This window comes from Paenibacillus sp. FW101-FHT12H11, from assembly GCF_058790355.1.
This window is the reverse complement of sequence record NZ_JBYTCO010000001.1, coordinates 518668-531499: the sequence shown is the minus strand read 5'-3', so window position 1 is coordinate 531499 and position 12832 is coordinate 518668. Positions and strand designations below refer to the sequence as shown.

The window sequence follows — 12832 nt, the reverse complement described above, 5'->3', positions numbered from 1 at the left end:
CTTTCCTGCTGAAAGTTTTTGTTCGATGTGATGCTTATAATGTACCGCGGTTTGTCTATTCCGAGCCTTAAGAATCTTTAGGTCTTTCTGTACGATTTTTGTTAATAGTGAGAATCTACCCAACACATCCACCAGCACTGGATGCAAAAAACCAAGGGGCCGGGCGGAGGTTCCCGCTTGCCCCTTGGTCTTTTTTACCTGTGATCCACTCAACCGCGTTAGTTGCTGCGCCACGCTATGAAGCGTGCAAGCATGGCGGATACTTCCGCCCGGGAAACAGTACCGGCAGGCTCCAGAAGGTTCCCCGGTTTACCGTTAAGAATACCTGTCGATACAGCCCAATCGATGGCATTAGTCGCCCAGGCGGACACATCGCCGCTGTCCGCAAAGCTCTTGCCATTGCTACTTGCAGCAGGCTGTCCGGCGTAACGGTACAGGACAGTAATCAGTTGTTCCCGTGTAATCGAAGCTTCTGGGGTACTGCCATCGCTGAATCCGTATGTGGTAGTCCAGTCTCTCGCCTTGCTGTACCAATATTCCCCACCTTCGGTTTCAACGCCATGCAGGCGGGCCAGCACGGTAAATAACATAGCTCGGCTCAAGGAAACCTCGGGAGCGAAGACTCCCTGCTCCGTTCCGAGCAGCCATTCCCGGCTTGCTGTGAAGGCAATCGCCTCCGCAGCCCAATGACTGTTTGGCACATCCCGGAAAATAACTTTGTTGTCGACCAGCTTCACAGTCATATTCCCCTTGGCAGTAAAGCTCAATCCTGCTTCAGTAATGACCGTTCCGATCACTTCCTTAGTTCCGTTATCCCGAACCGCAAAGGCTACCGTGGATGCAGAAGCATTCTTGAACGGAATCGTGACTCGCGCTTGTGCTACGCCTTCAGGTATATAGATAGTGGAAGCTACTCCCCCTAGAGAAGTCGTGACGGTCTCTACCTTGACTCCCTGCGTATCCGTGGTGACCAGGCGGCTGCTTCCACCCGGCATGTTCACGGTCTCGCGCTTGCTGCCATTCGGCCAGACCGTAGTCTCCGTCAATGCACCGGTTGTCTGATCGGTTATGGTGGTAGTCGTGCTGCCATCCGCGTTTTTGACCCCAGCAGATGGCGCAGTTGGGACGGCGGAATTGCTGCCGCCTCGGCCGCTATCCTCTCTGTCGTTATCATATACACCCACAGTGACAATACAAGAAGCTGTAGAGCCGCCGTCTTCAGCGATTACCGTAATAACGGATTTACCCGAGGCATGAACCGTCACAAGCCCATGTTGATCCACGGTAGCTACAGCCGGATTGGAACTGCTCCAAGTCACCGTCTTATTGGCTGCATCAACAGGCTCCACATTTGCGGTGAGCTGGACATACGAGTCTCCATGGTTGGTATACAGTTGAACGATGGTCTGATTCAGGCTCACCCCGGTGACTTGCACCGACTGAGTGTAGACCGTAATGTCCAAGACCACATGTGGACTGGCTTTATGGGTAACAGTCTCAGCGTAACGAACCCAATACGTCCCGGGTGAGAGATTCGCGATGGCATCCCCTTCGACACTTAACCAGGTGCTCCCATTGTCGGAGGACCATTCCATGGAGGACGTGACCCCCGTGATGCGTCCATCCTTAGCCCCAACCGCTGATTCATTGGTGATCTTGAGTCCCTCGGGCGCAGTCTTCGGCCCACCAGTAACCATCGCTTTAAAATCATCAAAATCGATGGAGGCGTTGGCATAGCCATCGATACCGAACCGCTGGCCGGTCAGCTTGTCGCCGCCTGTATGGCGGAAGTTGTAGTCAGTGGCCACCTCAACGTCGTCAACATAGACGGTATAAGTCTTGGCGTCCCCGTTCGCCACCATTTTGATTTTGTACCATGTATTGTTCTGAAAATCTTTGACTTTGACCTTCGCAGACGGTCCGTTTTGGACTATAATTTTACCCGTATCAAAAGCCGTGACCATGGAATAATTGCCCGTACCGCTGTCATTTCGCATCATGGCGCCATTGGCGTACGGGAAGCTGGTGTTTAGTCTGGCGCGATATTCAATGACGATGCGTTGATCTGCCTCAGCCTTTACCTCGCCTGCATACGGCAGAAACAAGTTTGCCTTGCCTGAAGTAGCGGTTGTGGTCAGACGAAGGAATTTATTCCCTGCCTCTTCCTGCACAGTTGCGGCAGCCCCGTTGGTCAAATCTTCGGTGGTAATGCCATAAGGGTACTTGCCAACCGTATCGCCGCTGAAATCCCGGTAAGCGTTATAGAGTACTCCTTCCTGAATGCTGTTCAGCGAGCTTAACAATGCTGCTTCCGCTTGAGTAAGCTTATCCAGTTCCTCGTCAAATTCTTCTTTGCTCAAATCGGCGTTTACGGCCATCTCTTCCGCCTTGTTGACTTCGGCCACGAAGGCATCATACTTGGATTGGCTATAGTTGCCCAGCCCATTGCCCAAAGGATAAGAGAAATTAGTTAGCTTGTCGCGGAGCTGATTCACAATCTCGTCAAGGCCCCATCCCGGAATAACATTTACGGCAATGGTGGAAGGAACATCACGGCCATCCAGCTTTAGGGTGACAGGCACCTGAACGGTGCCAAGCGTGCTGAAATCAAGTCCCTCCAGCTCCCAACTGGCAACCTCGGCTTTCTTCGACTGGCTGTTGTAGACAACATCAACAACGCTAGGCAGCTTAGGAGCCACTCCGGAAGGAATCTTTACTACAGAGGTAACCTGAACCGCATCGGAAGCGGCAATAACGTTCAAGTTGAGCGCTGCTTTTTTGCCGTTGTATTCGGCTGTAAGAAGCGCTGTGCCCGGTCTAACTGCATATACCCATTGGGTTACAGAATCTGAATCAATCCTGGCCACCCCAGGATCGCTGCTGGTAAATTGGGTAGCCGCTGTCACATTCTGAACCTCATAGTTGTTATAGCGTGCCGTTACCTGCACTGACCCGCTTGTCTGCCCGCTGGTCAGGATGCTGTCCAATCCGCTGATGACAACGGACTGCACAGCTTTAGGCTCCGCAACAACGGTAACCGTAGCTGTGGCCGCTTTTCCATTATATGTGGCGGTGATTGTTGCACTGCCCGCACTTACAGCCTTGACTCTAACGCCTCCGTCAATCACGGCGACCTTCGTATCGGAAGAACTGAAGATTGCTCCTGTGTCAACAGTGGTATAGGTAGTGCCTGTTACGGTATACAGGGGCAAGCTGCGTGTTTCACCCAACCCCAACGTGTAACCTGGGGCATCAAATAACATTTCCGATGCATCCAATTTACATATATCCATGCTGTCAATTTCGGCAAAGTTGTTCCCCTTCGAGAAGCGGAGGATATTGTTGCCTTCTCTAAGATAGACTTTCGCTGTGGAGAGTCCCCAACGATTCAGGCCGGAATAGACGATGTTCAAATTGGCGCCGGAACTCCCGTTGATCGACAAGATATGGGAAGCATCGGCAGCATTGGGTGAGCTGTTGGCATTGCGCACGGACAGCAGATAAAATCCTGCCTCCGGCACGTTTACGGTAAACTGGGCATAATCGTTAGCGTTCTTTAGATTGGCGATCTTCATCCCGCCGGAAGCGGTGCTTTCCAACCGGACAGCAGGAGAAGTTTCACCGTTCAGAGCTTTCACCAACAGTGCGTTTTCCGCTTCATAGCGCTTCCGAACCGGCTCTCCTGAAGGTTTGGCAATCGGTTTGTTCGGATCGGCAGGCTCTCCCAGGTTCGGCGTATGGTCTGCGTTCCAAGTAAATTTCTGCGTGTGAACTTTGCGAGTCCATCCCGATCCCGACCAGCGGGCGGCATGGTAGATGATCCAGTCCTCTGTGCCATCAGGAGACGTGACGATGCTGTGATGGCCAGGGCCATAAACGCCATTGGCGCTGGAAAAGATCGGTGTGTCTTTCTTCACCCACGAGTCGGGATTCATCAAATCGTCGCCGATCTTGGCCGTGATCAGCCCGAGACAATAACTGTCTGTCCAGCTTCCGTTTGCAGAATAGACCAGATTGATGGTGTCGCCCTTGATCGTGACTTCCGGACCTTCATTTATTCTGGCCGGGGACGATTCCCAATCATACTCAGACGTCGAGAGCAATACCCGCTCTGAACTGATAGTCCGAGGATCACTCATCTGCGCAATATATAAATTCTGGAAGCTTCCGTCTGTTTCTTCCCAACCGGACCAGATGAAATAGTGCTTCTCATTTACGGTCAGCACAGTGCCGTCAATCGCCCAACGGTCGGTAGAATCAGTAATCTTCCCTTTAAATTCCCAGATGCCGGTTAACGGATTTTCACTGTCGTTCTCCAGCACGTACATACGGTGGTTTGCGTTAGTTCCGTTGTCAGCCGCAAAGTAAATATACCATTTGGATTTGCCGTCAGTATCCTTGAGATAGTGCATTTCAGGCGCCCAAACATTGGAGCTGTACATGCTGCCCTTAACCGGCGTCCAGGCCAAGCTCCTCTCACCAGCCTCAATGCCGGTGATCGTTTTCGCTCTGCGGATCACGATACCACTGGAGTTCGAAAATACGTTGTAATAGTAGCCGTCTGTGTGCTTATAAACCCACGGATCGGCTCCTGTCTGCATGATTACATTGTAGAAATCCGACACATTCTTTCCCTCCTGCGCGAATGTCGAATCCATCTTGGCTGTCTTCGGTTCTGCCGCCGCAGCCATTCCGCTCCATTGTGGCAGCATTAGCAGTACTGCAAGAAAAAGCAGCAGATGTCTGAACTTATTTTTGACCATGTACAATCCTCCTTGGAATCATATCATCGTGTTGTGACCCTTCAGCCCTGATGGGTTGTATTGGTTTTTTTCCTTTTTTCTCATTCTATCTTTTGAAGAATCTTATAAAAATGTACAATCTTTATTTTTTTGTAACCGCTTTAAAAAATAGTTACTCAACACAAAATGATTGTTCAAACAAGAGCGTAATTACCGCCGTAAGCCTGTGGGACTGTAGCGCGAGTCATTATTTTTGTCCTTATTGCAACAATTTCCTCCTTTAGAAATTTTATTTGGAGTTTTTTGCTGACAGGGAATGATCGCTCAAAATTAATCGCTTTCATTTCTTGTAAAAGCTTTGCTCCATGGATGCTTTCACTGTACTGCGATTCCTCCATTCCAGGCCTTAAGGATCTTTAGGTCTTTCTGTACGATTTTTGTTATTTAATCAAATCTGCTTTTTAACCGAATTATGAGACTGCGACACATATGTTCACGTGGAATTTTACAAGAAAAAATTAAAAACCGGAAACCCAACGGGTCCCGGTCCCTATTCATCTCACTCAGATTAAAGAAGACCCATTCTTACATATTGGCTTGCTGGCGCATCATATCTCATCAGAAGCTCCTTCATTTTGCTCCTCATTGTTTCCTCCAACTCTTGGTCGCATATAGGAGATTGCTGATCCGGATCTTTAATCAAATCATAAAGAAGTGCAGAACCAGTAGCATTATGATGCCTGCGTGATGTTTCCGTAAAGCGATAAACCGGTAGTGGCGATTGCTTAAGAAAACTTCCTACTTCTACATGGGCGAAACGTTCGGGGTCAGATCTGAATCCAACCGGCATAGCCGTATGGTGATGAACGATACTTCCTTCTATAGGCTGCAGGCAATAGGTATACCTGCCGTCCGTAAGGTTGACATCCTTACCGAAATATCCGTATAGCACAGCATCATGGTGGCATTGATATTGATCGTCATTAAGCAAATGTACAAGTGACTTGCCTTGCATCATGCGGGTTGGCTCGGCTCTATGAAACTCCATCACCGTAGGCATTAGGTCAATCGTCGTAGTAAGGGCATCCACTCGCTTGCCATTGTTCGCTGCATGAGGGGAATAAACGATAAGTGGGATGTGTGCCAATTTAGCATAATCAAACATATAATTTTTGGCCCAGTAACCATTCTCGCCTAACAAATGCCCATGATCGGTTGTTAAAATAACGGCAGTGTCTTTCCATAGGTCCAACTCATCCATCGTATCCATCAATTGACCCAGCCAAGAATCTGCCATCGTCAATGTGCCTGCATAGCATTTGCGGATGTGCTGAATCGCATCTTCTCCTTCGTGATCGTGATCAACAGGCCCATAACTTGGCCAATCAAAATGATACCTATCGTCCCAAGTATCCTCATACATATCTACATATTTTTGTGGGCATATAAAAGGCTCATGAGGATCAAATACCTCTACATGTAAATGCCAGTTATCCTGATCATGGTTGTGTCTAAGAAAATCGATTGCTCTCATAAACGATTTGGGTGTTGGATAATCTTCTTCCCGCTCCAAGTTCATGGCAGAACGGTTTACCCAATCCTGCCTTCTGTTCTTCCCGCGATATACCGGGATAACCGGATCCTGAACTCTGGGATGCCAATGATCGCCTTCTTGCCCCCTAATAAATTCCCAAGTATTAAAACCAGTATGATAACCCATACCGTTCCACTCGAAATAATGAAAGTGGTCGGTAATCATATGACAGTATGTGCTGCACTGCTTCCGCAGCTCGCGCACCAAACATTCATCGAAGGGTTGAAGCGGACTCCATGGTGTTTCAAGAAAGTTAAGTCTGCTAGTAAAGATATCCCGACGGGCGGGCATACAGGGCAGTGATCCGGCAAAATGTTTATCGAACACTGCCCCTCGCTCTGCCAACCGATCGATGTTTGGCGTCTGCACCCATGTCTCGCCATAGCAATTTAAGTAATGTCTGTTCAGAGAATCCATCAGAATGATAATGGTCTTCATCACGGCACCTCCTAATGAAAAAGGATGGAGGATTCCCCCATCCTTTCATGCTTTTATTTAGCGAAAGTTAGGCGAGATTGAAACTCCCCTCTGTATCTTTCGCTCCTTCATTATAAAACAGAGTATTTGAATTAAACCTTCAATCTTTACGGACATATCTTGAATATCTACAGAGTTTTAATACTCCACAATAACAGCTTTCAGCTCTTCGTAAGTTTTTCTGTATTGCGAAGGGGTTAGTTTCGAAACTCGTTTGAAGGCATTCCCAAAATACGAAACATCTGTATATCCTAATCGATCTGAGATTTCAGTAATTCGCAGCGATGTTTGACTCAATAATTTTTTGGCTTCTTCCATCCGGAGATTTAGCACGTAGTCCCCGAAATTAACCTTTGTTTTCTGTTTAAACATTTGACTTAGATAGCTTGGATTCAAATGAACCTTAGCTGCTGCTTCGTTAAGCGTCACATCTCTTGGCATACTTTTTTCAACGAATTGAATAACTTGTTCGATTGAAGTCAGTTCAGATAAACTACGCGATTCGTTTGTAACATCTTGTTTAGATTCCTTCTTTATCCGTTCTAGTATTTTGCTTAAACACGCATTCATATCCTCAATACCGACAGGCTTTAGTAAATAGTCTCTAACTTCAAACCTTATGGCCGCTTGGGCAAATACAAAATCATCATAACCGCTAACAACAACCATTGCCTGACCCTTGTTACCGTCATACAACTCCCTTACCAACGTTAGCCCATCCATAACAGGCATGTGAACATCCGTAATAACCAAATCCACTTCATTTTCTTTTAACCAATCTAGTGCTTCAAGCCCATTGGCACATTCACAAATTACACAGAACGGCAGTCCGGTACGTTCAATACAGTGCTTCAATGCGGTCCGTATCCATTTTTCATCATCTACGACCAAAATTGTGTGCATGGTCTCTCCCCTTCACAATCACTTTTTTCGGAATCGATTAAGGAGAAATTTCATCGGATCCGAATAATCTTTTACATAATAGCGCTTTCATAATTATCTAATCAACTTATTGTAACACCCCAAACAATATGATTTCCTTTGTAAATCATCGAACTTTATTGAATTTCTACAGTTGTAGCACATTCCTTATTATTCAAGCGGTCCCAATATTCGCTTTTAGGCAACTTTATGTTCACCGAGGTACCTTTCCCCTGTTTGCTTTCAATAAATAATCCGTACCCTTCGCCGCACAACAATTCAATTCGCCGATGTACATTGATAATGCCAATATGGGATCCTCCAGATAAAATATCTTTTTGCTGCAAATCTTCGTTTATGGATCTAAGTAACTCCTGCTCAATTCCCGCCCCAGAATCGCTCACTGTGATATGAAAGCTATGATCCAATTGGCTTGTAGCTGAGATCGAAATTTTTGCTGTACCCAGATTAGGCTCAATACCATGAATTACACAATTTTCCACAATTGGCTGTAGAGAAAACTTTACAATTTTCTGCTCCAGGACCCAGTCGGGCATATTAAAATCATATTCCAACTTATTGTCAAAACGATACTTTTGAATACGTAAATACCTTTTACAAACCGATAGTTCTTCTTTGACCGTGACTAGCTGGGATGTTTCTTTCAAATTATAGCGTAGTAATTTTGCAAGTGATAATGCCATATCCGCAATATCTTCCTTTTCATATTCTAAGGACATGCCACGTATTGTTTCCAGCGAATTAAAGAGAAAATGGGGATTTACTTGTGATTGAAGCACCTTAAGTTCAGTTTCCTTCTGTCGCAGAGACATCTCTGTTTCTTTGAGCTTCGAAAAATAAATCTCCTCCAACAGGTTCTTCAGCTTTTCGACCATTTTATTAAAACCATTTGTTAACATCCCGATCTCATCTCTGGATTCGACAGCAACCTTTTGTGAGAAAACACCGATCTCCACTTTTTTCATGAAATGCTGCAAATTACGAATAGGTCGAATGATGCTGGATGCAAAGCCTACCCCAAATATGTAAGCTATACATAGCGTGATTACGGTTGTCCATACAATCGTATTCCCTATATACCCCGTACCTTGACTGAGTTCTGAATAAGGCACAGCCATATACAAGGTCCACCCGAGAAATTGTGATTTACTATAAGTCACAAACTCGTCCTTTTTTTCATTTATCAGAGTGCCTTTACCCTGCTTCAGCATTTCAGTCAAGTTGTCAATACTTGCCTTCTTGCCTATTTCATTAACATCTGGGTGATAAACATAATGCCCTTGCGAATCTAGAATATACATAGCTCCCGTCCGCCCGATAATCACTTTTTCAGCAATATCCTTCAGCCTTCTGAAGTTAACATCCGTTATAATTAAGCCAAATGATTCCAGTGTATACGGATTTACAAGTTTTTTGATGATAGAAATAACAGGTTCATTCCTGTCCTGTAGTTTAACAAATCGACTGACTAGCAAATCTTCTCCGTTAGTGGGAACCGACTTGTACCAATACTCTTGTGACAGATCGGCCATCGGCTCTATACTCTTCCCAAAAGAAGTAGCTACAGGTTCCATATTATCAAGTATTATTGTGATCCCGGAAATGTCCGATCTTGAATAAGAAGTATTGTTAAGTAGAGTTTGTAGCGAGTTACGAATGCTTGTTTTTTTCCCCTTCTTCCCATATCCCTTTTCTCATGAAAGATCCCATATCTGGATGATTAATCATTTTCAACGTACCGATTTCAAAGTCTAAAACGTAATATTCGATATGTGATTTTACTTGCTCAATAATTTGCCAACTATAATCTCCGGCTTCTCGCTCTAACACTTGAGATGAACGGAGATAAGAAATACTACCTACTGTAACCATTTGAACAACGACCAATAACCCTGAGAATACAAGTAGCTTCGTAATTAAGGATTGATCTTTTAAAAACAAATAACGCAGTACGATGTTCATTCCGATCTGCCATTTTATTTGCATAGTTCCACCTTTATCATCCTTTACAGTTCACCTGTTCTTAAGTGTTAGCTCAACATCTAGAAAGAGGCTTCACTAGGAAGCCCCTACTACTTTTACTCATAACAGTAAAATGCGCTTTGATGCCGAGTATCTTATTTCGCTGTACGAGCTTTATCAATGGCATCAAGGACATCCTTATACTCCGGACGGTACTTGTCGATAACCGGCTTTACTGCTGCCTGCCATGGCTTTAAATCCTTGACTTCCACGACATTCGTACCCGCAGCTCTCACTTTATCTTCCGATTTCTTCTCATATTGCTTCCATTGGTCGCGTTGGTAGCTTACTGATTCCATGGCTGCTTCTTTAATAATCTTCTTGTCTTCTTCAGACAATTTATCATTCACTACTTTACTCATCATCAGGACTTCCGGTACGCGTTGATGTCCATCAAGAACAATATTTTTGGCAACCTGATAATGATTGGAAGTATCGAAGCTTGGCCAGTTGTTTTCCGCTGCATCAATAACCCCTGTTTGCAGTGCATTGAATACGTCTCCAAATGGCATTGGCGTTGCACTGCCTCCAAGAGCTTCGATTAAATCAATATTAATTTTGTTTTGCTGAACACGAATTTTTTGCCCCTTAAGGTCGCTAACATTGGTGATCGGTTTCCGCGAATAAAAGTGGCGCGCACCGGAGTCGTAATAAGCAAGTCCAACAAACTTAGATGCCGAAAGTCCGTCAAGTAGCTTTTGACCATCAGCGCCCTGCAGGAATTTCCACTCATGCTCATCATTGTCGAAGATATAAGGCAAGCTAAATACGCCGAGCGATTTATTAAACTCTGCCATTGGTCCTGTACTTACACGGGTGAAATCGAGCGCACCCAATTGTACTTGCTCGATAACCGCCTTCTCCTCGCCTAATTGAGCGGATGGAAATACGTCAATCTTGATTCGCCCGTCCGATTTCTGATTCACCAATTCAGCAAATTTTTTATCACCCATTGTTGTTGGATAATCAGGTGGTTGTGAGTCAGCCAGTCGGAATGTATAGCTCTTCTTGGTCTCCCCTGTACTTCCCTGGGCATTGCTTTTGGCATCTTGGTTCGCACTGCACCCGGAAATTATGGTTCCCGTCATTAACGCCATAGCTGTAACGCCTAAAACAAATTTACCTTTCTTCACTGTAAGTCTCCCCTTTAATCCATAATTTGTTTTATGTGGAACGCATTTAAGCGTTTACATACCAGAGGTAAAACTATCTTCCGGGATCTCATTTAAGTACTAGATTCGGCAGCCAAAGTGTAATCTGGGGCACATAGGTGATGAGCAGCAATACCGCAATCATCGCAAAGAAGAATGGCAATGACGCTTTCGTAGCTCGATCTACAGATACTTTGCCTATGGCACATCCAATGAATAAGACGGTTCCGACAGGTGGCGTAATTAATCCAATGCCGCAATTTAGAATCAAGATCAGACCAAAGTGAACCGGATCGATGCCAAGCGACGTAACAATTGGAAGCAGGATCGGTGTCATAATTAAAATCATAGGTGCCATGTCCATAGGAAAACCGAGCAGCAACAGCAGCACGTTGATCATCATCAAAATGATGATTGGGTTTGTTGATACACTCAGGAATAGATCCGTTACCAATGCTGGTACTTTCAGAAACGCTAACACATACCCGAATGATGCGGATGCCGCGATTAAGAACAGCACCATTGAAACGGTACGAAGCGTTCTTTTCATGACAACCCAGAATTGGGACAACGGTACGTCACGGTATACGAAGAACGTAAGAATAAATGCATAGGCACAGGCAATCGCTCCCGCCTCCGTAGCGGTAAACCATCCGGATAAAATTCCTCCTAGAATAATAACGCCTGTAAGCAACGATAGGAAACCATCACGCAGAATTTTGGGAACATCCTTTAACTTGACCGGCTCCCCTTTAACATATTGGCGTTTTCTTGCTATTACGTAGGAAACAACCATCAAGGTAAAGAGAAGAATCAAGCCAGGAACAATCCCGCCTAAGAACAGGGCCGAAACAGAAATGCCGCCAGCAGCAAGCGAATACATAACGAGGTTGTGGCTCGGCGGTACAATGACTCCTTGAATGGATGCCGATGTGGTGACAGCTACGGCAAAGTCAGCGTCGTATCCCTTTTTCTTCATCGCCGGTATGAGGACAGACCCGACAGAAGAGACGTCTGCTGCAGCAGAACCCGAAATGTTGCCGAAAAACATGCAAGCTACGCAGCTCACGAGTGCTAGACCGCCTCGTACCGCGCCGACAAATATTTGTGCCAGATTAACGATCCGAAGCGCCATACCGCCTACGCTCATAATTTGTCCTGCCAGGATAAAGAATGGTATGGCCAGCAGCGGAAAGGAATTAATGCCTTGAACCATCGTTTGTCCAACAACTATCCAAGGTACATTCAAATACATTAGTGTAATTAGTGTCGAACCTGCCAGCGTAATGGCGATCGGAAACCTCAGTACAATGAGGCCTACAAAGCTAATTACCAAAATAAGTATGGCCAACGTTGTACTCATTACTGAACTTCCTCCTCAATACCTTTATGACGAATCGTTTGAATACCGAGTAATTGTAGTGTCGAGTAAATACAAATCATAATCCCGGAGATCGGCATCACGACATACATGAAACTTGTTGGTAATTTCGTAGCAGGCAAAGTGGATTGATTCATTAACTCAGTAAACTGCCACCCATTCATAACCAAGTAAAGTCCAAACCCAAAGATACAAATATCGATAATCTTCCCCAGCACTTTATTAACTCTTTTTGGGAAATGCTGAGTTACACTATCCATCGCAATATGCAGCTTCTCACGAAAGCCGAGTGCAAACCCCATAAACGAGAACCAAACCATTAATAGTAAGGTCACTTCTTCCGACCAGAAAAACACAAAATTGAACAGCTTTCGCGTAACAACCTGAACAAAAACAATGAGTGTCATGGAGGTTAGCGCCACTAAAGCCAAATTTTCAAATAAGGTGTCGATGGCCAGCGCTGCTTTTCTTAGCATGGTTTTTTCTCCTTTCTTTAATGTAAGTGTTTTCAAATCCTATCATG

The 12832-nt window shown here is 45.3% G+C and carries 8 protein-coding genes; all 8 read right to left on the bottom strand.

What is annotated here, in order from left to right; genetic code table 11:
* Positions 1-218: 218 nt before the first annotated feature.
* Positions 219-4763: a family 43 glycosylhydrolase gene (locus tag AC3WTJ_RS02355; RefSeq protein WP_492520387.1), complete on the bottom strand. Its 4545-nt coding sequence runs from the start codon at positions 4761-4763 to the stop codon at positions 219-221.
* 547 nt (positions 4764-5310) lie between these two features.
* On the bottom strand, positions 5311-6774 hold the full coding sequence (locus tag AC3WTJ_RS02350; RefSeq protein WP_492520386.1) for a sulfatase: 1464 nt from the start codon (positions 6772-6774) through the stop codon (positions 5311-5313).
* A 177-nt stretch (positions 6775-6951) separates the two neighbouring features.
* Positions 6952-7716 (bottom strand): response regulator transcription factor, encoded by a 765-nt coding sequence (locus AC3WTJ_RS02345; protein ID WP_157318978.1) that lies wholly within the window; start codon positions 7714-7716, stop codon positions 6952-6954.
* Positions 7717-7871: 155 nt separating this feature from the next.
* Entirely contained in the window at positions 7872-9350 is a 1479-nt protein-coding gene (locus AC3WTJ_RS02340) for a sensor histidine kinase (RefSeq protein WP_492520957.1), read from the bottom strand.
* A 55-nt stretch (positions 9351-9405) separates the two neighbouring features.
* On the bottom strand, positions 9406-9741 hold the full coding sequence (locus tag AC3WTJ_RS02335; RefSeq protein WP_492520385.1) for a hypothetical protein: 336 nt from the start codon (positions 9739-9741) through the stop codon (positions 9406-9408).
* Between the two features lie 131 nt (positions 9742-9872).
* Complete coding sequence (locus AC3WTJ_RS02330; protein ID WP_492520384.1) at positions 9873-10910, bottom strand: TRAP transporter substrate-binding protein; 1038 nt, start codon at positions 10908-10910, stop codon at positions 9873-9875.
* Between the two features lie 88 nt (positions 10911-10998).
* Positions 10999-12291, bottom strand: coding sequence for a TRAP transporter large permease (locus AC3WTJ_RS02325; RefSeq protein ID WP_157318980.1), 1293 nt, complete (start codon positions 12289-12291; stop codon positions 10999-11001).
* Entirely contained in the window at positions 12291-12785 is a 495-nt protein-coding gene (locus AC3WTJ_RS02320) for a TRAP transporter small permease (protein ID WP_157318981.1), read from the bottom strand. Before AC3WTJ_RS02320 ends, AC3WTJ_RS02325 begins: the two co-directional genes overlap by 1 nt.
* Positions 12786-12832 lie beyond the last annotated feature (47 nt).

Bases quoted from the DNA above. Each gene is read 5' to 3' on its own strand.
- AC3WTJ_RS02320 (WP_157318981.1), bottom strand. From the start codon at position 12,785: ATGCTAAGAAAAGCAGCGCTGGCCATCGACACCTTATTTGAAAATTTG.
- AC3WTJ_RS02355 (WP_492520387.1), bottom strand. From the start codon at position 4,763: ATGGTCAAAAATAAGTTCAGACATCTGCTGCTTTTTCTTGCAGTACTG.
- AC3WTJ_RS02350 (WP_492520386.1), bottom strand. From the start codon at position 6,774: ATGAAGACCATTATCATTCTGATGGATTCTCTGAACAGACATTACTTA.
- AC3WTJ_RS02345 (WP_157318978.1), bottom strand. From the start codon at position 7,716: ATGCACACAATTTTGGTCGTAGATGATGAAAAATGGATACGGACCGCA.
- AC3WTJ_RS02325 (WP_157318980.1), bottom strand. From the start codon at position 12,291: ATGAGTACAACGTTGGCCATACTTATTTTGGTAATTAGCTTTGTAGGC.
- AC3WTJ_RS02335 (WP_492520385.1), bottom strand. From the start codon at position 9,741: ATGCAAATAAAATGGCAGATCGGAATGAACATCGTACTGCGTTATTTG.